Below are 19,794 nucleotides of genomic sequence, written 5' to 3'. Positions count from 1 at the left end.
TGTGGGAACCACCTGATCCCTTGCCGAACTCAGAAGTGAAACCGCTCAGCGCCGATGGTAGTGTGGGGTCTCCCCATGCGAGAGTAGGTCATCGTCAGGCATTTATTCAGAAGAAGCCCGGTTATCGAGAGATAACCGGGCTTCTTCGCATGCATGGGAAGACCCCGCTTTTTATTTGTGGGGCCGCACTGCGTGCGGTCCGGCCGCTCGCAGGCTCGCGTCGTTCGTCACCCCTTGCAGCTTCGCTGCAAACCTTGGGGTGACTCACCCCCATGCGAGCGACCTTGCTGTCTAAGCGTCATCGTCAGGCATTTATTCAGAAGTAGGCCCGATTATCGAGAGATAGTCGGGCCTTCTTTTTGTAGAGAGCGCATGCATGCGCTCTCTACAAGTTCAGCCCCGCTCTTTATTTGTGGGGCCGCGCCGATAACCCCCTAGGTGCGGTCCGGCCTGGCTCTTCTCAAGGGCGGGCTCGCGTCGTTCGTCCCCCCCTTGCGGCGTTGCCGCAGCCCTTGTAAAGAGCGCTGGGGTGACTCACCCCCATGCGAGCGACCTTGTTGTCTAAGTGTCATCGTCAGGTATCTATTCAAAAGAAGGCCCAACTCCTCTTGGAGTTGGGCCTTCTTTTGTTCAGGGCAGCGTCGACTCTCTAGAGCTGACAGTGTTGATCGAGGGGGCGCCCGTCCTCGAAGGCGGTGAGGCTTTCCAGCGTGGTCGATGCGATCTCGCTCAGGGCTTCCCGGGTGAAGAAGCCCTGGTGGCCGGTGACGACGACATTGGGGAAGCTGATAAGGCGGGCAAAGACGTCGTCCAGCGGGATGTCGTCGCTGCGGTCCTCGAAGAACATGCCGGCTTCCTGCTCGTAGACGTCGAGACCCAGGTAGCCGAGCTTGCGACGTTTGAGGGCCTCGATGCAGGCGCGGGTGTCGACCAGGGCGCCGCGGCTTGTGTTGATCAGCATCACCCCGTCCTTCATTCGGGAAAAGGCCGACTCGTCGATCAGGTGGTGGGTGTCTGGGGTGAGCGGACAGTGCAGCGAGATGATGTCGCTGTGTGCCAGCAATTCATCGAACTCGACCTGCGCGATGTCGGCTTGATCGGGGATACGGATGGGGGCTGGGTCGGTGACCAGCACGCGGCAGCCAAAGCCGCTCAGGATACCCGCCAGGGAGCGGCCGATCTGGCCGAAGCCGACGATCCCGACGGTCTTGCCGGCGAGGTTGAAGCCAAGCAGGCCATTGAGGTCGAAGTTGTCCTCACGCACCCGGTTGTAGGCCTTGTGGATCTTGCGGCTGAGCGTGAGCATCAAAGCGACACAGTGCTCGGCAACGGCGTCGGGGCTGTAGGACGGTACGCGACACACCTGGATGTTGAGCCGGCGAGCGGCGTCGAGGTCAACGTTGTTGAATCCTGCACACCTGAGCGCGACCAGACGCACTCCTACCACGGCCAGACGCTCGAGCACGGTGCGATCCAGCTCATCGTTGACGAATACGCACACTGCATCGAGTCCCTGGCAGAGGGTCACGGTGCGGGCGCTGAGGCGTTGCTCGAAGTGCACGATACTCAGCTGCGGGTGATGCTCATCGGAAAAGAAGGGGCGTTCGTAGGGCTGAGAGCTGAAGAAGCCTACCTTGAGCATGGTGCTTGCCTCGCGGGTCAGGGACAGTGGCGGAATCGGCTGAAGCGCTGTGTGGTTGCGGTGACGTCAGGCTTGCGTCTCGTAGAGTTCGATAGGCGTTCCGTCAGGATCGGCGAAGAAGGTGAAGCGGGCACCGGTGAACTCGTCGACTCGGATAGGTTCGGGTCGCGCGCCACGCCGCTTCAGCAACGCGACGCTGGCGTCCAGGTCTGATGTTGCCAGGGCAAGGTGACGAAGACCGCAGGCCTCGGGATAGCTTGGCCGAGGTGGCGGAGAGGGAAAGGAGAACAGCTCGAGCTGGATGCCTCCGGGCAGGGCAAGGTCCAGCTTGTAGCTGTCACGCTCGTGGCGGTAGGCCTCGTTGAGGATGCGGGCGTCGAGCACCTCAATATAGAAGCGCCGGGCGCGTTCGTAGTCGGCGGTGATCAGGGCGACGTGGTGCACTCCGGTCAACGGCAGACGCTCACTCATGGGGGCCTCTTGCAAAGAAGGGGCGCCGCGCGGCGCCCGATGTTGTGGCCTAGCGACAGAGGTCGCTGAGCACCTCGATCAGCGAGTCCATCTCGTCATCGGTGCCGATGGAAATACGCAGATGATCGCGCAGCGTCTCGGTATTGAAGTGGCGTACCAGGATGCCGCGCTCGCGCAGACCGACGAAAAGCTGGGCTGCGTCGTGCTTGGGGTGTGACGCCAGCACGAAGTTGGTCTGTGACGGTAGCACCTCGAAGCCCAGGTCATCGAGACGCTGGCGAGTACGTTCGCGTGTGGTGATCACCGTCTGACGCGTGGCCTCGAAGTAGTCGCTGTCTTCCAGTGCGGCGATGCCGATGGCGCTGGCCAGGGCGTCCACCGGGTAGGAGTTGAAGGAGTCCTTCACCCGGGTCAGACCCTCGATCAACTCCGGTGAGCCCACCGCGTAGCCAAGGCGAAGCCCTGCCAGGCTGCGCGACTTGGAGAAGGTGCCGGTCACCAGCAGGTTGGGGTAGCGCTCGACCAGGGGAACGGCGCTCTCGCCGCCAAAGTCCACGTAGGCTTCGTCCACCAGCACCACGCGGTCGGTGACCTTGTCGAGCAAGGCCGCGATGGCCTCGCGGCCATGGCCGTGACCGGTGGGGGCATTGGGGTTGGCAAAGATCACGCCGCCGCTGTCGCTGGCCAGGGCGTCCAGGTCGACACGCCACTGATCGTCCAGCGCGAAACGCTGGCTGTCGATGTCGTACATGCGGCAGTAGACCGGATAGAAGCTGTAGGAGATATCCGGCATCGCCAGCGGCTTGTTCTGGCGGAAGAAGGCCTGGAAGGCCAGCGCCAGCACCTCGTCGGAGCCATTGCCGGCGAAGACGTTGGCGGAGGTCGTGCCGAGGGCCTGGGCCAGGGCCTCACGCAGGGCGCTCGAGGTGGGGTCCGGGTAGCGCCGCAGATGGTCTGCCGAGAACTCGCGCAGGACCCGTTCCACGCCAGGCGCGGGCGGGTAGGGGTTCTCGTTGGTGTTGAGCTTGATCAGCTTCTCGCGGGGCTGTTCGCCCGGCACGTAGGGGGTCAGTTCCCGAACGTTGGGACTCCACAACTGGCTCATGGTCTCTCGCTTGGCAGGCTTGGCAGAATCGAAGGCTTGATTACCACTTTGGTCATGGTGACCGCTGCCAGGGCCCTGCGCAAGTCGCTGACGTGCTAGGCTGCGAGCGCTGACCGTTTGCCGCCTAAGAGACTCCATGACCGCTCAGATCCTCGCCACTCTGCTACCGGTATTTCTGATTTCGGGGGCCGGTACCCTCTATGGCAAGTTGCGCTCTCCCGACATCCGTAGCCTCAACACCCTCAACATGGAGCTGTTCGTGCCCATGCTGGTATTTGTGGTGCTGGCCGACCGCCAGGCGCCGCTTGAGGACTACGCCTGGCTGGCGTTGGCCGGCGCCGTGGTGGTAGTCGGGTCGGGGCTGCTGGTATGGCCGGTGGTGAAGTGGCTCAGGCTCGAGCCGAAGACCTTTGTGCCGCCGATGATGTTCAACAATTCCGGCAACATGGGCATCCCGCTGCTGATCCTGGCCTTCGGTGAGCAGGCGCTGCCGGCGGCAGTGGTGCTGTTCATCGTCGAAATGCTGCTGCACTTCTCGCTGGGACTGAAGATGCTCAGTCCCCATACGCCGCTGTGGCGCCTTTTGCGCATGCCCATCGTGCTGGCGAGCCTCGCTGGCCTGGCGGTCAATCTGTCCGGGCTTTCGCTACCGGGCTGGCTGCTGGAGGCGATGCATATGCTCGGTGGTGTGTGCATCCCGCTGTTGCTGTTCGCCCTGGGCGTGCGGATGCTCGACATCGACTTCGGTGACTGGAAGACCGGGCTGCTCGGGGCCGTGCTGTGCCCGCTTTCCGGGTTATTGCTGGCCTGGCCGTTGATCATGCTGCTTGAACTAGAGGGACTCAAGGCCGCGTCGCTGTGGGTGTTCGCTGCCCTGCCGCCGGCGGTGCTCAACTACCTGGTGGCCGAGCAGTATCGCCAGCAGCCGCATTCGGTGGCGTCGCTGGTGCTGATCGGCAACCTCGGTAGTCTGATCGTGATGCCGATCGTGCTTGGCCTGGTGTTCGCCCACGTGATGCCTCCGGTGTCGTGAGCCGGCAGCGATACAGGGCTGTGCGCAACGAAGCTGGGAGGTTATGCTGTCGGCAGGCTGCCGATTCGTCGGTTCCATGCTCAATGGTTAGGAGGACTAATATGCAACTCAGGACTTTGCTGGCGGGATCCGCCATGCTCGCCCTTTTGGCCGGCTGTGCGAGTGGCCCCAGCGACGAGGGATCCGGTGGTGAAGCCATCCAGGCGACCTCGGCGACCTACCAGGGGACCCTGCCGTGCCGTAACTGCGACGGCATCGCCCTGACGGTTACCATGGAAGGTGAAGACCAGAGCGCCCCGGCGCAGCGCACCTTCGATCTGACCGCGGCCTACCAGAACCATCCCCAGAATCCGCCGAACGAGAACTACTCCGGCAACTGGGATGTGCTGACCGGTACCGCCGACAATCCGGAGGCCACCGTCTACGAGCTGGTCCCCAACGGTGAAGGCCAGACCTACTACTTCATGCGCGTCAATCCGCAGACTCTGGAGCTGATCGACCCCCAGCGTCGTCGCTTCCAGAACAACGACATGCTGCAGCTGACCCGCCAGCAGTAAGTCGCACGACATGCAAGTGTCGAACACAAAGGGCGGCCCCAGGTGGGCCGCCCTTTGGCGTCTTGACGTGATGGTATTGTGCCGACAGGCCCGCTCGGCACCGCCTGGAGCTGTTTCGAAGCGCTGGCGGTGCTCGCGCTGATCGCAGGGCTCATGCCCCACTGGGCGATTCGCCGGGGACGGCAGCCGCGCTCCCTTGGGCCTTCAGCCGGGCAAGCACAATCCTGGCGTCCATCGATCCCTCGAGGATACCCGACGTCCTGAGGCGTCGATCCAGATCCTGGCCGCTGGCCTCTTCATCCAGCTCCTTGAGGGCCGTCGTGACATCTGCCTGGTGTTGCTGGGACGTGCGGATGCGTTCGTAGCTGGTTGCAATTTCGTCCATGTGTCGCTGGAGCCCGGTACTGCAAGCGCCCAGCTTCCGCCCAAGGCCAGCATTGCCGCTTCGCGCCTTGGCCAGTTTCATTTCGCGCTGGTAGTGGCGCAGTGACTGAGCCGCTTGCCCGAGCTCCTCGCGCAGGGTCTGTTCCTGTCGCGACAAGGCCTCGGCGTGCTGTCGCTGTGAGGTCAATTGGCTTTCGACCTCGGCGATGCGGCTGGCCACGGCCAAGGCCAGCGCTTCATCGTCCTGTTCGAGGGCCGCGCGAGCCTGGTGCTCTCTGGCTTCGAGCTGCTCGGCCAGTTGCTGGTTGTGGCGCTCGAGCTGTCTGCGTTCAGCGATCAGGCCAGCGAGATCGAGGCGTGCCTGGTGCAAGGCCTGCTCGGCCTCACGGATCTCCTGGGCCATGATCCGCAATGCGTTGGCATCCACCAGCTTCTCTGCCGGTTCGTGAGCTGTCGCTCGAACCAGGGTGTGCAGTTTCGTCCAAAGTGACATGGTGGCTACTCCGTGTATTCCTTGAGAAGTTGCTGGGTGCGAGCCTCGGAGATGCGGTTGTGGAAGCGCCGGCTCTCGTGATCATCGCGCAGGGTCTTTGACAGGGTGATGGTGGTGGAGACCAGAAACAGTGAACACACGCCGAGATAGCCTTTGACCAGCAGGTCGATGGGCGCCATCACGATACCGACCGCCATGGCGGCCAGCGCGATGGCAAAGGTGACCTTGACGAAGAACAGCCAGCCTGACGAATTGTTGCTCGCTTCATTTTCCATGGAGATTTCCTGCTTACTGGGTGGTGGAGCCGACATCGCCTACAGGGTGTGGCGAGCGCGGCGTCGATGGCACTATGGCGAGGTCGGGGCGCGGTACGCCAGCAGGATCCGGAAGGTAGCGTGTTGTTGAGCCGTGAGTCGCGTATTCTGCTACCTTGGCCGGGGCTTTCGGCGATGAGGGATGTGAGTCATGGCGCAGACGGTGGCGATTGTGGATGCGCTCAAGGCGGCACTGCGGGCCAATGGCGTCACCTATCAGCAGGTGGCGGCGGCGCTTGGCCTGTCCGAGGCCAGCGTCAAGCGGCTGTTCGCCGAGCGCCAGTTTTCGCTGCAGCGCCTGGATCAGGTGTGTGCCCTGGTCGGTCTCGAGATCACAGACCTTGTACGCCAGCTGGAGCCCCAGGCGCTGGTCGACGCGATCGCCCCTGAGCTTGAGCAGGAGCTGGTCTCTGACATGTCGCTGCTGCTGGTGGCCTTCTGTACGCTTAATCGCTGGCGCTTTGAAGATATCTGTGCGACCTATTCGCTCGGTGAGCCTCAGGTGATAACGCACCTGGTGCGGCTCGATCGTATGGGATTGATCGAGCTGCTGCCGGGCAATCGCATCAAGCTGCTGATCAGCTATGACTTCCAGTGGCAGCCGCAAGGGCCTATCCAGCGCTTCTTCGAGTCCCGGGTCCAGGAGGATTTCCTGGCGTGTCGCTTCGATCGCCCGGGCGAGATAAGACTGTTCGTCAATGGCATGCTGTCGGTGCGCTCCAATGAGGTGATGCAGCAGAAGCTTCGGCGGCTGGCGCTGGACCTTCGCCACTGTCATCAGGAAGATCTGTCGCTGCCGCTGGAGCAGCGCTTTGGTGTCAGCCTGATGATCGCCATGCGTCCCTGGGAGATGGAGGTGTTTCGCCGCTACCGCCGTGCTGAGGACGACAAGTGCTACCCGGGACACGGCGGCAAGCCGCAGTGTTGACCATCGCTGACGAACGAACCCGATTGAACCGATAGAGAGAGGATTCATGGTCAAGGCCAAGAGCGCCTTCGTGTGCACCGAGTGCGGTGCCGAGTACCGCAAATGGCAGGGGCAGTGTTCCAGCTGCCAGGAGTGGAACACCCTGACCGAGGTGCGTCTGTCCTCGCCTGCCAGAAGCGGGTCGAGCGCCGGCGCGACGGCGCGCGGTGGCTACGCCGGCAGCCTGTCGCGTGAGGTGGTGGATCTGGCCAACGTGGATCTGTCGGAGGTGCCGCGGTTGTCGTCGACCTTTGCCGAGTTCGACCGCGTACTCGGCGGCGGTCTGGTGCCGGGCTCCGCGGTGCTGCTGGGCGGCCACCCCGGGGCCGGCAAGTCCACCTTGCTGCTGCAGACCGCCTGCAAGCTGGCTCAGGAGCGCAGCGTTCTCTATGTCACCGGCGAGGAGTCGCTGTCCCAGGTGGCGATGCGCGCCCACCGCCTGCAGTTGCCGACCCAGGGACTCAAGATGCTGGCGGAGACCAGCGTCGAGACCATCCTGGCGGTGGCCGAGCGCGAGCGCCCCGAGGTGCTGGTGATCGACTCGATCCAGACCATGCATCTGGAGGACATCTCGTCGGCGCCGGGTGGTGTGGCCCAGGTACGCGAATCCGCGGCGGCACTAACCCGTTTCGCCAAGCAGTCCAGCACGGTGCTGCTGCTGGTCGGCCACGTCACCAAGGACGGCAGCCTGGCCGGGCCCAAGGTGCTCGAGCACATGATCGACGCCTCCCTGTTGCTGGAAGGCGGCGCCGATTCCCGCTTCCGTACCCTGCGCGGCCAGAAGAACCGCTTCGGTGCGGTCAACGAGCTGGGCGTCTTCGCCATGCTGGAACACGGCATGAAGGAGGTGAAGAACCCCAGCGCGATCTTCCTTTCGCGTCAGCAGGAGCAGGCCCCCGGCAGCCTGGTGATGGTGGTGTGGGAAGGCACCCGGCCGATCCTGGTGGAGGTGCAGGCGCTGCTCGATGAGTCGGCGCTGGGCAACCCGCGCCGCGTCGCGGTAGGGCTGGATGCCAATCGCCTGTCGATGCTGCTGGCGGTGCTGCACCGTCACGGTGGCCTGTTTACCGGCGACCAGGACGTCTTTCTCAACGTCGTCGGCGGGGTCAAGGTGCTGGAGACCAGTGCCGACCTGGCGGTATTGCTGGCGGTGGTGTCGAGCCTGCAGGGCAGGGCACTGCCGCGCGAGCTGGTGGTATTCGGCGAGGTTGGCCTGTCCGGGGAGATTCGCCCCGTGCCGAGCGGCCAGGAGCGTATCGTCGAGGCCGCCAAGCACGGTTTTACCCGCGCCATCGTGCCCCGGGGTAACGCTCCCAAGAACTCACCGGCGGGGATGGAGGTGGTGGCGGTGGACAAGCTCGCCGACGCCCTCGAAGTGCTGTAACTCCATCCATGAACTGATCACCAGGGCGCCAGACCATACCCTGATCACAGCCTGTTACCCGGGATGTGATCAGGACGATGGTGACTGCGCCGTGCCGATTCCGCCGGTCCTGCTGGTGTAGAATGGGCCCATCATTGCCAAGGAGACTTCCATGAGCGCCATCCGCTTGACCCAATACAGTCACGGTGCCGGCTGTGGCTGCAAGATCGCCCCCGATGTGCTCGACAGCATCCTGGCCAAGGCCGGTCCGGGAGCGAGCCACTCGAAGATGATCGTCGGCAACCAGGGACGAGAGGACGCCGCCGTCTTCGACCTGGGCGACGGGCGCGGCATGATCAGCACCACCGACTTCTTCATGCCGATCGTCGATGACCCCTTCGACTTCGGCCGCATCGCCGCCACCAACGCCATCAGCGACGTCTACGCCATGGGCGGTGACCCGGTGATGGCGTTGGGCATTCTGGGCTGGCCGCTGGACAAGCTGGGCGCGGACATCGCCGGTGACGTGGTGGCCGGGGCTCAGGCGGTATGTCGTGAGCTGGGCCTGGCGCTGGCGGGCGGCCACTCCATCGATGCCCCGGAGCCGATCTTCGGTCTCGCGGTCAACGGTCTGGTGGAACTCAAGCACCTGAAGCTCAACAAGGGCGCCAAGCCCGGCGATCTGCTGTTTCTGACCAAGCCGCTGGGGGTGGGCATGCTGACCACGGCGGAGAAGCAGGGGCTTCTGGAAAGCGGTCACCATGGCCTGGCGCGGGAAACCATGCTGATCAGCAACCGTATCGGTGCCGCCCTTGCGCGCATCGAAGGGGTGCGTGCGATGACCGACGTCACCGGCTTTGGCCTGGCTGGCCACCTGTCCGAGGTGTGCGCGGCCAGTGGCGTGGCGGCTCGCATCGACTTTCGCCGCCTGCCGCGCCTGGCCGAGGCCGAGGCTTACCGGCGCCAGGGCGCGGTACCCGGCGGCACCCGTCGTAACCGTGACGCCCTGGGGGCCAGCCTGCCGCAGATGGATGAGGCCCACTGGCAGTGGCTGTGTGATCCGCAGACCTCGGGCGGTCTGTTGATCTCGGTACACCCGTCCTGGGAGGACGATGTCGAGCGGGTCGGCCGGGAGTTTGGTATCGAGCTTGCACCCTTCGGCGAGGTCGTCGAGGCCAGCGGTGAGGCGCTGATCGAGGTGCGCGGATGAAGCTGCCGCTGGTCCCGGCGGATCCCGCCCTGCTGGTCGAGGGGCGCACCTTGATCGACGTGCGGGCGCCGGTGGAGTTCGCCCAGGGCAGCCTGCCCGGGGCGGTCAACCTGCCGCTGATGAACAACGAGGAACGCCATCAGGTCGGGATCGCCTACAAGGAGTCCGGCCAGCAGGCCGCCATCGCCCTGGGCGAGCGGCTGGTGTCCGGCGAGATCAAGGCCGCGCGCATCGAAGCCTGGAAGCGCCAGCTCGAGGCGGCCCCGGACGCCATCATCTACTGTTTTCGGGGTGGCCTGCGCTCGCAGATCGCCCAGCGCTGGCTGCTTGAGGCCGGCGTCGAACGACCACGCATCGAGGGTGGCTGGAAGGCCATGCGCCAGGCGTTGTGCGCACGCATCGATGACGCCGCCGCCCAGCCCATGCTGGTGGTGGGTGGCCTGACCGGCTGCGCCAAGACGTCCATCGTGCAGGCCCTGGACAACGGTCTGGATCTGGAGGGCTGCGCCCGTCACAAGGGCTCGGCCTTTGGTCGCCATCCACTGATCGCCCCCAGCCAGATCGACTTCGAGCACGCTATGGGCCTGCGGCTGCTGTCATTGCACGGGCCGCTGGTGCTGGAAGACGAGTCGCGCCACATCGGCGCGGCCAATATACCGCTCGAGTTCTGGCGGGGAATGGAGCCGGCGCCGAGGATCCGCGTCGAGATGCCGCTGGACTGGCGCCTCAACCAGATCCACAAGGACTACATCGACGACCTGTGGACGATCTATCGCAACCAGTTCGGCGAGCGCCTTGGCTGGTCACTGATGCGCAAGCAGTTGTCGACGGCGCTGGGGCGACTGAAGAAGCGCCTGGGGAGCGCGCGACTGGCCCGCCTGCAGCGGCTGCAGGCGCTGGCCTTCCGCGAGCACGAGGCCGGCAACCGCCAGGCCCACGAGGCCTGGCTGGCGCCTTTGCTTACCGAGTACTATGACCCCATGTACCGCTACCAGCTGGAGAAGCACACCGAGCGTCGCTTCCTGCATGTCGGTGACTGGGACAGCTGCCTCGAGTTTGCCAGGGCCTGGAGCCAGCAGCAGCGGGACGCGGTGGCGAATTAGACGTCCGGTGCCGTGCGCAGCCACTGGCTCAGCAGGCGATCCAGCAGCGGCGCCAGGGTATCCAGGCGCCGGGCCTCGGCAAGGATCGTTTCCGGCGACTGGGTCCTGGGGCTTGCGTCGGCGCCTTGCGGCAACGGCATCGTCTCGAGAAAGGCCGTCAGGCTCTCCTGGTGATGATGCAGGTGGCAGGCCAGGCCAACCACCCGGCCGGCGTCCCAGGCGAAGCCGAGCACCGGGCTTGTCGGCGTGCCGCCCAGCGGCAGGGCGTCATCGGGTAGTCCGAACACCTGGCGATGCCACAGCAGGGCGGGGAAGTCGTCGGGCAGGTCGAAGGGGCTGTCGTCGGCCAGGCTGACGGTCTGCCAGCCGGCTTCGGCCTGGGTGCCACGGCCCACCGGAGCGTCCAGCGCTTCGGCGATGCGCCGGGCGCCGGCGCCGAGCCCGAGCAGCGGCTTGTGGCCGTCGAGCATCTGGTCGATCAGCTTGCGTTCGGCCTTGAGCCAGGGCGCCTGGTCGCGGTCCTCGAGATCGTCGAGGATGATCAGGGCGTCGCAGTCCCCGGGGCGCGGCACCAGCTCACCGTCGTAGAGGTGGAAGACGGTGAAGCTGTGGCCCATGCTGGCAAGCCAGTCGCCGATGCGTGCGGGGCCCAGGTCAGGATGGTGCTTGAGCAGATGAAGGTGCATGGGGGCCTCGCTCAGACTGAGGGTGGGCGGCGCCATCCCTCGATGAAAATGCAACCAGAACGAAAGGTTACATGAATCCGGACGTCCGAGAACAGATTCTTACCATCATCAGCGAGATTCCTTCGGGGCGGGTGACCAGCTACGGGCGCATCGCCGCCATGACCGATGGGGCCAGCGCACGCATGGTCGCGCGGGCGCTGCGCGATCTGCCGTCGGGGCATGAGCTTCCCTGGTTCAGGGTGGTGACGGCCTCGCGCAAGCTCGCCGACCATGGCGGAGCCGACGAGCAGCGCAAGCGTCTGATCGATGAAGGTGTGGCCTTCGATGAGCGTGGACGGATCGCCCAGGAGCGCTTCTGGCCTTGAGTCGCCCAGTCCGCTTTCGGCCATCGCCGTTTTCCCGACATTCGACACGCGACCCTCGACTCTCGCCCCTTGAACCTTGAATAAAGGGACCGGCAGCCCGTTTATTGCCAGCACAGGAGCCATCATGGCAAAGCCAGGATTTCACCAGCGCCTGCAGGCGCTGACTCTACGTCAGCAACAGGCCTTCATGGCCGCGTTGACCGAGCGCATGCTGCCCAACTATGCGCTCTACGCCGATACCAGCGGTCACGGGGATCTGGCGGGCATGAGGGCGATCCTCGATCTGGTGTGGGAGCAGTTGACCGTCAAGGACGCCAAGATCGACTTCGATCTCCAGGCCGAAAAGCTCGGCGAGCTGGAGCCTCCTCAACAGGACGACAGCTTCGGCGCCCGTCGTGCCCTCGATGCGGTGGTCGCGCTATCGGCGATCCTCGACACCTTGAGGGGCGATGCGCCGGACGCGGTGCTTGAGGTCAGCAAGGTCTCGAAGGCGGCGGTGCGCTCCTTTATCGAGCTGACCGAGGGAGAAGACGATGCCGAAAAGCTCGCCCAACTGGTCAAGCAGCACCCGTTGATGGAAGACGAGAACGACTTTCAGGATGCGGCGCTGGAGGCGGCCGAGGAAGAGCCGAGCAAGAAGCACGTCAAGGCGTTGAGAAAGCTTGGACGCAACGGTGGTGTCAGCAATCTGGGGCTGACCCTAGACTGAGGTCGGTTTCAGTCCGTACAAACGACCACCCCCGCCGGGCTACCCGGCGGGGGTGGTTGGTTGCTGGCTCTGCAAGCCCTGGCTGAAGAGCCAGCCAAAGGCGTCGGTCAGAGGCGCATGGTGATGCCCTTGTCGGCCATATAGCGCTTGGCCTCGGGGATGGTGTACTCGGCGAAGTGGAAGATGCTGGCCGCCAGCACCGCATCGGCGTGGCCTTCGGTCACGCCCTCGACCAGGTGGTCGAGGTTGCCGACACCGCCGGAGGCGATGACCGGCACCGCCACCGCATCGCTGATGGCGCGGGTGACGCCCAGGTCGAAGCCGGCCTTGGTGCCGTCGCGGTCCATGCTGGTCAACAGCAGTTCGCCGGCCCCGTACTCGACCATCTTCTTGGCCCATTCCACCGCGTCGAGCCCGGTGGGGCGACGGCCGCCGTGGGTGAATATCTCCCAGCGAGGGGCTTCGCCTTCCTCGCTGACGCGCTTGGCGTCGATCGCCACCACGATGCACTGGCTACCGAAGCGCTCGGCGGCTTCACGCACGAACTCAGGGTTGGTTACCGCTGCGGTATTGATCGAGACCTTGTCGGCGCCGGCGTTGAGCATGGTGCGGATATCGTCACAGGTGCGGATGCCGCCGCCTACCGTCAGCGGGATGAACACTTCGCCGGCGATGCGCTCGACCATCTCCACCGTGGTGTCGCGGTCCTCGTGGCTGGCGGTGATGTCGAGAAAGGTGATCTCGTCGGCGCCCTGCTGGTTGTAGCGCTGCGCCACCTCCACCGGGTCGCCGGCGTCACGGATGCCGACGAAGTTGACACCCTTGACCACTCGGCCGGCGTCGACGTCGAGACACGGGATGATGCGTTTGGAAAGAGCCATGGAGCCTCCTCAGCCTTGGGTCAGTTCGTCGCACAGGCGCTGCCCTTCGGCGACGTCCAGGCTGCCTTCGTAGATGGCGCGTCCGGTGATGGCGCCGAGAATGCCCGGCTCGCCAGCCGCCACCAGGGCGCGCAGGTCATCGAGGTTGGTCACGCCGCCGGAGGCGATGACCGGAATGCCACCGTCCCGGGCCAGGGCTGCCGTGGCCTCGACGTTGACGCCGTTCATCATGCCGTCGCGAGCGATATCGGTGTAGACGATGCTGGAGACGCCGTCGTCGGCAAAGCGCTTGGCCAGATCCACCGCCATCACCTCGGACACCTCGGCCCAGCCGTCGGTGGCCACACGGCCATCATGGGCGTCGAGGCCGACGATGATATGGCCGGGGAAGGCGCGACACATTTCGGTCACGAAGTCAGGCTCCTTGACCGCCTTGGTGCCGATGATCACCTGGGAGACGCCGGCCTTGAGGTAGTGCTCGATGGTCTCGGCGCTGCGAATGCCGCCACCGATCTGGATCGGCAGGTCGGGGTACTGGCGGGCAATGGCGGTCACCGCCTCGCCGTTGACCGGACGCCCCTCGAAGGCGCCGTTGAGGTCGACCAGATGCAGGCGCCGCGCGCCGGCCTCGACCCAGCGAGCGGCCATGGCGACGGGGTCGTCGCCATAGGTGGTGGCCTCGTCCATGCGGCCTTGCTTGAGACGAACGCACTGTCCGTCCTTGAGATCGATGGCGGGAATTACCAGCATGTTGTGTCCTCGGGGTGCCTTTTCAGGGGCGTGCCAGTGTGATCGATGCAGGCAGGGCGTGGGCCGTGCCGGTGCAGATGTCGGGCGGCGGCCAGGGCAAGCGAGCGGCTGCCCGGCCGGCGCTCAGGTCTGGGTCAGGGGTTCCACTGGACAAAGTTCTCGAGCAGCCTGAGGCCGGCACGAGCGCTCTTTTCCGGGTGGAACTGCACCGCAAAGGTGGCGTCACGACCCACCGCCACATGAGCGCTGACGCTGCCGTAGTCGGTGGTGCCGAAGACCTCGGCGTCATGCTCGGCGGCCACATAGTAGCTATGCACAAAGTAGAAGTGCGAACCGGGCTCGATACCCTCCCACAGCGGGTGGGCGTTGGGCTGCTCCACCAGATTCCAGCCCATGTGCGGGACCTTCAGGCGAGCGCCGTCACTGTCCTGCATGTCCAGTGGAAACCGCTTCACCTGACCGGCGAGGTGGCCCAGGCAGTCGATGCCGCCGTTCTCGTCGCTGTGGTCCATCAGCATCTGCTGACCCACACAGATGCCCAGCAGCGGCTTGGACTGGCTGGCCAGCAGCTCGCGAACCAGGCCGCTGAGCTCGGTACGCTCCAGTTCGCCCATGCAGTCGCGGATGGCGCCCTGTCCCGGTAGCACGACACGGGTCGCGCCCTGGATCGAGCGAGCGTCGCGGGTCACCAGCACGTTCTCGTGGGTGACGTGTTCCAGTGCCTTGGCGACGGAATGGAGGTTGCCCATTCCGTAGTCGATGACGGCAATGGTCATGAAGCGCTCCTTGGTGGTTGGCCCGGAGGGGCGCCGCTGCCGGCGACCGCCTCGCTTGGTGTCTTGTCGTCTTGTTGCTGTTGGACCGCAGCCGGCGGCGTTAGAGGCTACCCTTGGTGGAGGGCAGCTTGCCGGCCATGCGGGGGTCCTCGGCGGCGGCCATGCGCAGGGCGCGGCCGAAGGCCTTGAAGATGGTTTCCGCCTGATGGTGGGCATTGAAGCCCTTCAGGTTGTCGATATGCAGCGTGACCTGGGCGTGATTGACGAAGCCCTGAAAGAACTCCCAGAAAAGCTGGGTGTCGAAACGCCCGATGGTGGCGCGGGTGAACTCGACGTTCATGGACAGGCCGGCACGGCCGGAGAAGTCGATGACCACCCGGGACAGTGCCTCGTCCAGCGGCACATAGGCGTGGCCGTAGCGATAGATGCCGCGCTTGTCGCCGATGGCCTGGTTGAACGCCTGTCCCAGGGTGATGCCGAGGTCCTCGACGGTGTGGTGGTCGTCGATGTGCAAATCGCCGTTGACGCTGATGTCCAGGTCGACCATGCCGTGGCGGGCCACCTGGTCGAGCATATGGTCGAGGAAGGGAACCCCGCTTTCACCCTTGAGGTTGCCCTCGCCGTCGAGGTTGAGGGTGACGCTGATCTGGGTTTCCTTGGTGTCACGGCTGACCGTGGCAATACGCTCGGACATGTCGTCTCCTGCGCTCACGCGCATGTCGGAATTGGGGGCCTTGTTTCTAAGGTGGGCCGGTCGCGGTGCGAGGCGCACAAGACAGCCATTATAGTGAATCGGCACCCCCATCCGCTACAATGCAGCCATTCCAGTGGCGGCCGTCGCCGCCCTCCGGCCAAGGGAGACAGCGTATGCCGGTGACCCTCTTTCGCGTCGACCAGGATGTCTGGGACGCCGATGAACAGGTGCGGATCGATCTGACCCGCATTTATGCCGATGCGCCGGAGGAGCGCATCAAGCTCCCGCCGGGAGCCTACGTGACCCGCCAGCTCGAACATGGCTTCTTCTGGGCGGCGCGCTTCAATGATCGCCTGCTCGGTGCTGTCGCCGTCAGTCCTGGTGACGGGCGCTGGCGCATGTTCGACCTCTGTGTTCGCAAGACCACTCGCCGGCGCGGCGTGGGCTCGCGCCTGCTGGCGCTGATCAGCGCTGCCGCCAACCGTGACGGCGTGGCGCTGAGCGTGGCCGGTTCGCAGCTGACCCTGGCCGACCAGATGCTGCTAAAGCGTCTGGGCTATCAGCTGACGCGAAGCGGCGATGATTTCCAACTTGATCTGCCCACCGGAGAAAGCGGCAAATGAAACGACTCGTAAGAACCCTGCTGGCGGTCGTCGGCGTCCTCGCCCTGGTCACGGTGGGCGCGGTGGTCTACGTCACCACCTTCTTCAACCCCGAGGACATGAAGCCGAGGCTGGTGTCCGTGGTGAAGGAGCACACCGGGCTCGAACTGTCGCTGGAAGGCCCATTGGAGTGGTCCTTCTATCCGCGCATTGGTGTCAGCGTGGCCGAGGCCGAAGCGCGCCTGCCGGATCAGGCGGATGACGCCCAGGCCTTTGCTGCCTTCTCCGAGGCCTCGGTCAGCCTGGCGTTCACACCGCTGTTGCGCGGCGAAATCGCCATCGACGGCCTGACCCTGGATGGGCTGTCGCTGAATCTCGAGCGCGACAGTGATGGCACCGGCAATTGGGAGGCGCTGCTCGAACGCCTCGAAAACAGGGCCGATGACGCCGAAAAGGCGCTGGCGCCGGCCAGCGCAGGCCCCAACCCGGATGATGAAGGCGGTCTGTCGGTGGCCCTGAACATCGCCAGCGTCGAGGTGACCAAGGGCCATCTGAGCCTGGTCGATCATCAGGCCGGCCGTGAGTGGCAGGCCGAGAAGCTCACCATCAACGGTAGCAACGTCAATCCGGATACCGCCTTTCCGCTCAGCTCCACCTTCCAGCTGAAGGTGTTCGACCAGCTCGATGGCGGCGGTGAGGGCGAAACAACGGAAGAGCGCACCCCTGGGCTGCAAAGCGATGTCACCCTGGAGAGCGACGTCAATCTGGGTCTCGCCGACAGCCGCCACGTGCTCAGCGACGTGACGCTGGAGACCAGTACTCTGCTGGCCGGTGCCTCGGAACCCCAGGAGGCGACCCTGACCAGCGACGAGGTGGTGCTGAACCTTGGCGAGCAGCGTCTGCACATGGCGCCGAGTCAACTGGACGCCAGCCTGCTGGCACCCCAGTTAGGCGAGAAGCGTGTGGCCATGACGCTTTCGTTCCAGCTGGAGTCGGACTTCGACGCCGGTACCGCCCAGCTGCGCGATATCGCCTTGAGCGGCCCCGATGGTCTGTCGATCAAGGGCAATCTCAACCTGAAGGAGCTGAATTCGGCGCCACGCTATGACGGCCAGGTGCGTCTGGCACCGTTGTCGCTGCGTGCCTGGCTTGCGCGCATGGACGCCATGCCCAGCATGTCCAGCGACGAGGCGCTGTCGGAAGTGGCGCTGACCAGTCCGGTGGAAGGCACCCTCGAGCAGCTCTCGCTCAATGGCCTGACGCTGGTGCTCGATGACAACACCTTCTCCGGTTCCCTCGGCGCACGCTTCGATGGCACCCGGGTCGATCTCGATCTGGAAGGCGACCGCCTCGACGCCGACAGCTATCTGCCGCCGCCCGAGCAGGACACCGCCGCCAACGGCATTCCCGGCATCGCGTCGGCGCTGGCCCAGGACCAGGACCAGGACGGCGCACCGGCGATCCTGCCGAAAAGCTTTCTGGCCGGGCTGGACGAGAGCGTATCGCTGGCGCTGGGTCAGCTGATCCTGGGCGGCCAGCGCTACCAGGATGTGTCCTTGAGCATGCAGGGCGAGGGTGGCAGGCACCGTCTGACCGGCTTCGAAGCGGGCTTCCATGAAGGTCGGCTTGAGGCCACCGGGGTGCTCGACGCCAGCGGCGATGACCTCGCCTGGCAGCTGGCGCCGGAGGTCGAGGGCGTGCGTCTGGAGTCGTTGCTGACATCGCTTGGGCAGGAGCCCGCCCCGCTCAGCGGCTCGCTGCATGCCAGTGGTGAACTGACCACCCGCGGCAACGCTCGCCATGAGCTGACCCGTAACCTCAACGGCACCCTGGACACGCGGATCAACGAGGGCAGCATTCCCCGCGCCAATATTTCGCGTCAGCTGTGTACCGCCGTGGCGCGCCTCGAAGGCGAGCAGACCACGCGCGAGTGGAGCGAGAACACCCGCTTCGAGAACATCAGCGCGCGCTTCACCATCCGTGACGGCGTCGCCCATAACGACGACCTGCTGATCACCCTGCCGGGTATCGAGGTCAGTGGTGGTGGTCAGCTCGATCTGGGCAGCCAGCGTTTCGATGCCGACGGGGCGGCCCGTTTTGTCGACACCGCCGATGCCGCCTGCAGCGTCAATCGGCGTCTCGAAAAGGTGCCCTTCCCGGTGCGCTGCGAAGGCAGCCTGGAGGGTGACAGCAGCCAGTGGTGCGGCTTTGACGCCGACGCCTTCAAGGCCAATCTGGGCGAGCTGGTCGCCGAAGAGGCCCGCTCCCGCGTCAACGAGGAAGTCGAGGAGCGGCTGGGCAAGGAGCTCGAGCGTCTCGACGAACGCATCGGAGAAGAGGCTGGCAAGGAACTTCGTGACGCCGTCCGTGGTCTATTTAATTGAGCATCAAGCAAGCCAGTCACTGCGCCGACCTCCGTGTCGGCGCTTTTTTTCGTGTCTGACTTTTGAGTGATGATAACTAATTGGTTTTATGAAATATTTATCAGAAGTCTCTGGCCCTGACAGTCGGGTGAAAGGCGACAAGGATAGCGGTCGAGTGTCGCCGCTGCTCAGTACAGAGGTGTTTTCCCGGCGCCTGCTCGACTGGTTCGATGTGCACGGTCGCCACGATCTTCCCTGGCAGCATGATCGTACTGCCTATCGGGTGTGGGTCTCGGAAATCATGCTGCAGCAGACCCAGGTTGCTACCGTCATTCCCTATTTTGAGCGGTTCATGCAGCGCTTTCCTGATGTAAAGGCCCTCGCCGAGGCCAGCCAGGATGAGGTCCTTCATCTGTGGACCGGGTTGGGCTACTACGCCAGAGGCCGGAATCTGCACAAGGCGGCCCGAGTCGTGGTGGAACAGCATGCAGGCGAGTTTCCCACGGACAGCCTCGATGCCATGGCCGCGCTGCCTGGCATTGGCCGCTCGACCGCCGGGGCGATCATCGCCCAGAGCACCGGTAGGCGAGCCGTCATTCTGGATGGCAACGTCAAGCGCGTACTGACGCGCCTGCACGCGCTGGAAGGCTGGCCCGGCCGGCCAGCGGTGGAACGCGAGCTCTGGCACCTGGCCGAGCACTACACGCCGGAACAGCGAGTGGTGGATTTCACCCAGGGCATGATGGACCTTGGGGCGACACTGTGCCGCCGTGGCCAGCCGGACTGCGAGCGCTGCCCGTTCGCCGATGTCTGTGTGGCCCGCGCCCGAGGGGAGCAAAAGCGCTTCCCGGAGTCCAAGCCGAAGAAAGCGATCCCCTTGCGCCATACCCGCATGCTGGTGCTGAGCGACGAGGCCGGGCGCATCCTGCTGGAGCAGCGGCCTTCCCAGGGGCTGTGGGGCGGGCTGTGGGGGCTTCCCCAGTTCGACAGCGACGCCGAGATCGATGCCTGGCTCGATACCCACGCGCCCGGAGCCGAGCGAGACGAGCCTTGGTCGAGCTTCGTCCATGTGTTCAGTCACTTTCGCCTGGAAATCACGCCGGTGCCGGCACGTGGCGGGCGAGTCGATGGCGTCGCCGAGGGGCGGCTGTGGTACGACCCCCAGGCGCCGGAGTCGGTGGGACTTGCCGCACCGGTAAAGAAGCTGCTCGCCTCACTGGCTCCCTTTGCCTTGAGCCAGCCACCGTCGCGTTGACGTCCGTGCTGCCCCCAGCGCTGACCTTAGCGCACAGGGAGCCCGGGACGAGCGCCACGGCTCTGCAGCAA

Annotated in this window: 21 protein-coding genes and 1 rRNA gene; 12 read left to right on the top strand and 10 right to left on the bottom strand. The window is 64.9% G+C overall.

Annotated elements, in window-relative coordinates; translation table 11 throughout:
• Positions 1-100, top strand: a 5S ribosomal RNA gene (gene rrf / locus KUV74_RS05390); the annotation flags it as partial.
• A gap of 549 nt (positions 101-649) precedes the next feature.
• On the opposite strand, the gene KUV74_RS05385 is transcribed toward rrf, so the two are convergent.
• The 3 genes from KUV74_RS05385 to hisC form a co-directional block, all read right to left on the bottom strand.
• The gene (locus KUV74_RS05385) at positions 650-1,642 is read right to left on the bottom strand and encodes a 2-hydroxyacid dehydrogenase (RefSeq protein WP_222515785.1); all 993 of its coding nucleotides are present in this window, start codon (positions 1,640-1,642) and stop codon (positions 650-652) included.
• Between the two features lie 66 nt (positions 1,643-1,708).
• Positions 1,709-2,113, bottom strand: a complete 405-nt coding sequence (locus KUV74_RS05380) for a VOC family protein (protein ID WP_213230845.1) — start codon at positions 2,111-2,113, stop codon at positions 1,709-1,711.
• Positions 2,114-2,162: 49 nt separating this feature from the next.
• Positions 2,163-3,218, bottom strand: a complete 1,056-nt coding sequence (gene hisC, locus KUV74_RS05375; RefSeq protein ID WP_222515784.1) for a histidinol-phosphate transaminase — start codon at positions 3,216-3,218, stop codon at positions 2,163-2,165.
• A 136-nt stretch (positions 3,219-3,354) separates the two neighbouring features.
• Here hisC and KUV74_RS05370 point away from each other — a divergent pair, with 136 nt between their 5' ends.
• Together KUV74_RS05370 and KUV74_RS05365 are read left to right on the top strand one after the other, a co-directional pair.
• Positions 3,355-4,251, top strand: coding sequence for an AEC family transporter (locus tag KUV74_RS05370; RefSeq protein ID WP_045994656.1), 897 nt, complete (start codon positions 3,355-3,357; stop codon positions 4,249-4,251).
• 101 nt (positions 4,252-4,352) lie between these two features.
• Complete coding sequence (locus KUV74_RS05365) at positions 4,353-4,808, top strand: copper resistance protein NlpE N-terminal domain-containing protein (protein WP_045994657.1); 456 nt, start codon at positions 4,353-4,355, stop codon at positions 4,806-4,808.
• 151 nt (positions 4,809-4,959) lie between these two features.
• Here the strand turns inward: KUV74_RS05365 and KUV74_RS05360 are convergent, their stop codons facing one another.
• Together KUV74_RS05360 and KUV74_RS05355 are read right to left on the bottom strand one after the other, a co-directional pair.
• Entirely contained in the window at positions 4,960-5,685 is a 726-nt protein-coding gene (locus KUV74_RS05360) for a PspA/IM30 family protein (protein WP_222515783.1), read from the bottom strand.
• 5 nt (positions 5,686-5,690) lie between these two features.
• Entirely contained in the window at positions 5,691-5,960 is a 270-nt protein-coding gene (locus tag KUV74_RS05355) for a YiaA/YiaB family inner membrane protein (protein WP_045994659.1), read from the bottom strand.
• 190 nt (positions 5,961-6,150) lie between these two features.
• Here KUV74_RS05355 and KUV74_RS05350 point away from each other — a divergent pair, with 190 nt between their 5' ends.
• The 4 genes from KUV74_RS05350 (at position 6,151) to mnmH (ending at position 10,642) form a co-directional block, all read left to right on the top strand.
• On the top strand, positions 6,151-6,927 hold the full coding sequence (locus KUV74_RS05350; protein ID WP_222515782.1) for a helix-turn-helix domain-containing protein: 777 nt from the start codon (positions 6,151-6,153) through the stop codon (positions 6,925-6,927).
• 46 nt (positions 6,928-6,973) lie between these two features.
• The gene (gene radA, locus KUV74_RS05345; RefSeq protein ID WP_222515781.1) at positions 6,974-8,350 is read left to right on the top strand and encodes a DNA repair protein RadA; all 1,377 of its coding nucleotides are present in this window, start codon (positions 6,974-6,976) and stop codon (positions 8,348-8,350) included.
• A gap of 151 nt (positions 8,351-8,501) precedes the next feature.
• Positions 8,502-9,539, top strand: a complete 1,038-nt coding sequence (gene selD, locus KUV74_RS05340; protein ID WP_045994662.1) for a selenide, water dikinase SelD — start codon at positions 8,502-8,504, stop codon at positions 9,537-9,539.
• Entirely contained in the window at positions 9,536-10,642 is a 1,107-nt protein-coding gene (gene mnmH / locus KUV74_RS05335) for a tRNA 2-selenouridine(34) synthase MnmH (RefSeq protein ID WP_222515780.1), read from the top strand. Before selD ends, mnmH begins: the two co-directional genes overlap by 4 nt.
• Here the strand turns inward: mnmH and KUV74_RS05330 are convergent.
• Entirely contained in the window at positions 10,639-11,328 is a 690-nt protein-coding gene (locus tag KUV74_RS05330; protein ID WP_108131591.1) for a type 1 glutamine amidotransferase, read from the bottom strand. The genes mnmH and KUV74_RS05330 overlap by 4 nt on opposite strands.
• Before the next feature lie 71 nt (positions 11,329-11,399).
• Here KUV74_RS05330 and KUV74_RS05325 point away from each other — a divergent pair, with 71 nt between their 5' ends.
• Both KUV74_RS05325 and KUV74_RS05320 read left to right on the top strand, forming a co-directional pair.
• The gene (locus KUV74_RS05325) at positions 11,400-11,693 is read left to right on the top strand and encodes an MGMT family protein (RefSeq protein WP_045994664.1); all 294 of its coding nucleotides are present in this window, start codon (positions 11,400-11,402) and stop codon (positions 11,691-11,693) included.
• Positions 11,694-11,817: 124 nt separating this feature from the next.
• Positions 11,818-12,402 carry a YjaG family protein gene (locus tag KUV74_RS05320; protein ID WP_045994665.1) on the top strand — a complete coding sequence of 195 codons (585 nt, stop codon included), beginning with the start codon at positions 11,818-11,820 and terminating at the stop codon, positions 12,400-12,402.
• A gap of 107 nt (positions 12,403-12,509) precedes the next feature.
• Here the strand turns inward: KUV74_RS05320 and hisF are convergent, their stop codons facing one another.
• The 4 genes from hisF to hisB form a co-directional block, all read right to left on the bottom strand.
• Positions 12,510-13,283 (bottom strand): imidazole glycerol phosphate synthase subunit HisF, encoded by a 774-nt coding sequence (gene hisF, locus KUV74_RS05315; RefSeq protein ID WP_045994666.1) that lies wholly within the window; start codon positions 13,281-13,283, stop codon positions 12,510-12,512.
• 9 nt (positions 13,284-13,292) lie between these two features.
• On the bottom strand, positions 13,293-14,033 hold the full coding sequence (gene hisA, locus KUV74_RS05310) for a 1-(5-phosphoribosyl)-5-[(5-phosphoribosylamino)methylideneamino]imidazole-4-carboxamide isomerase (RefSeq protein WP_108131090.1): 741 nt from the start codon (positions 14,031-14,033) through the stop codon (positions 13,293-13,295).
• Between the two features lie 134 nt (positions 14,034-14,167).
• Positions 14,168-14,809 carry an imidazole glycerol phosphate synthase subunit HisH gene (gene hisH / locus KUV74_RS05305; protein ID WP_222515779.1) on the bottom strand — a complete coding sequence of 214 codons (642 nt, stop codon included), beginning with the start codon at positions 14,807-14,809 and terminating at the stop codon, positions 14,168-14,170.
• 100 nt (positions 14,810-14,909) lie between these two features.
• The gene (hisB, locus tag KUV74_RS05300) at positions 14,910-15,503 is read right to left on the bottom strand and encodes an imidazoleglycerol-phosphate dehydratase HisB (protein WP_045994669.1); all 594 of its coding nucleotides are present in this window, start codon (positions 15,501-15,503) and stop codon (positions 14,910-14,912) included.
• A 173-nt stretch (positions 15,504-15,676) separates the two neighbouring features.
• Between hisB and KUV74_RS05295 the strand changes: the two genes are divergently transcribed.
• From KUV74_RS05295 to mutY, 3 genes are all read left to right on the top strand, one after another.
• Complete coding sequence (locus tag KUV74_RS05295) at positions 15,677-16,126, top strand: acetyl-CoA sensor PanZ family protein (RefSeq protein WP_045994670.1); 450 nt, start codon at positions 15,677-15,679, stop codon at positions 16,124-16,126.
• Entirely contained in the window at positions 16,123-18,489 is a 2,367-nt protein-coding gene (locus KUV74_RS05290; protein ID WP_222515778.1) for an AsmA family protein, read from the top strand. The genes KUV74_RS05295 and KUV74_RS05290 overlap by 4 nt, the downstream gene beginning before the upstream one ends.
• A 154-nt stretch (positions 18,490-18,643) precedes the next feature.
• Positions 18,644-19,723, top strand: a complete 1,080-nt coding sequence (mutY, locus tag KUV74_RS05285; RefSeq protein ID WP_231498413.1) for an A/G-specific adenine glycosylase — start codon at positions 18,644-18,646, stop codon at positions 19,721-19,723.
• Positions 19,724-19,794: the final 71 nt, after the last annotated feature.

The organism is Halomonas sp. DP1Y21-3 (assembly GCF_019801245.1).
In the GTDB taxonomy this organism is placed as follows: Bacteria; Pseudomonadota; Gammaproteobacteria; order Pseudomonadales; family Halomonadaceae; genus Halomonas; species Halomonas litopenaei.
The sequence above is the reverse complement of the archived record's forward strand: the minus strand, read 5'-3'. Positions and strand labels throughout refer to the sequence as shown.

What these genes read in the sequence shown, in the direction of transcription:
- KUV74_RS05385 (WP_222515785.1), bottom strand. Translation starts at nt 1,642, where the DNA reads ATGCTCAAGGTAGGCTTCTTCAGCTCTCAGCCCTACGAACGCCCCTTC.
- KUV74_RS05380 (WP_213230845.1), bottom strand. Translation starts at nt 2,113, where the DNA reads ATGAGTGAGCGTCTGCCGTTGACCGGAGTGCACCACGTCGCCCTGATC.
- hisC (WP_222515784.1), bottom strand. Translation starts at nt 3,218, where the DNA reads ATGAGCCAGTTGTGGAGTCCCAACGTTCGGGAACTGACCCCCTACGTG.
- KUV74_RS05370 (WP_045994656.1), top strand. Translation starts at nt 3,355, where the DNA reads ATGACCGCTCAGATCCTCGCCACTCTGCTACCGGTATTTCTGATTTCG.
- KUV74_RS05365 (WP_045994657.1), top strand. Translation starts at nt 4,353, where the DNA reads ATGCAACTCAGGACTTTGCTGGCGGGATCCGCCATGCTCGCCCTTTTG.
- KUV74_RS05360 (WP_222515783.1), bottom strand. Translation starts at nt 5,685, where the DNA reads ATGTCACTTTGGACGAAACTGCACACCCTGGTTCGAGCGACAGCTCAC.
- KUV74_RS05355 (WP_045994659.1), bottom strand. Translation starts at nt 5,960, where the DNA reads ATGGAAAATGAAGCGAGCAACAATTCGTCAGGCTGGCTGTTCTTCGTC.
- KUV74_RS05350 (WP_222515782.1), top strand. Translation starts at nt 6,151, where the DNA reads ATGGCGCAGACGGTGGCGATTGTGGATGCGCTCAAGGCGGCACTGCGG.
- radA (WP_222515781.1), top strand. Translation starts at nt 6,974, where the DNA reads ATGGTCAAGGCCAAGAGCGCCTTCGTGTGCACCGAGTGCGGTGCCGAG.
- selD (WP_045994662.1), top strand. Translation starts at nt 8,502, where the DNA reads ATGAGCGCCATCCGCTTGACCCAATACAGTCACGGTGCCGGCTGTGGC.
- mnmH (WP_222515780.1), top strand. Translation starts at nt 9,536, where the DNA reads ATGAAGCTGCCGCTGGTCCCGGCGGATCCCGCCCTGCTGGTCGAGGGG.
- KUV74_RS05330 (WP_108131591.1), bottom strand. Translation starts at nt 11,328, where the DNA reads ATGCACCTTCATCTGCTCAAGCACCATCCTGACCTGGGCCCCGCACGC.
- KUV74_RS05325 (WP_045994664.1), top strand. Translation starts at nt 11,400, where the DNA reads ATGAATCCGGACGTCCGAGAACAGATTCTTACCATCATCAGCGAGATT.
- KUV74_RS05320 (WP_045994665.1), top strand. Translation starts at nt 11,818, where the DNA reads ATGGCAAAGCCAGGATTTCACCAGCGCCTGCAGGCGCTGACTCTACGT.
- hisF (WP_045994666.1), bottom strand. Translation starts at nt 13,283, where the DNA reads ATGGCTCTTTCCAAACGCATCATCCCGTGTCTCGACGTCGACGCCGGC.
- hisA (WP_108131090.1), bottom strand. Translation starts at nt 14,033, where the DNA reads ATGCTGGTAATTCCCGCCATCGATCTCAAGGACGGACAGTGCGTTCGT.
- hisH (WP_222515779.1), bottom strand. Translation starts at nt 14,809, where the DNA reads ATGACCATTGCCGTCATCGACTACGGAATGGGCAACCTCCATTCCGTC.
- hisB (WP_045994669.1), bottom strand. Translation starts at nt 15,503, where the DNA reads ATGTCCGAGCGTATTGCCACGGTCAGCCGTGACACCAAGGAAACCCAG.
- KUV74_RS05295 (WP_045994670.1), top strand. Translation starts at nt 15,677, where the DNA reads ATGCCGGTGACCCTCTTTCGCGTCGACCAGGATGTCTGGGACGCCGAT.
- KUV74_RS05290 (WP_222515778.1), top strand. Translation starts at nt 16,123, where the DNA reads ATGAAACGACTCGTAAGAACCCTGCTGGCGGTCGTCGGCGTCCTCGCC.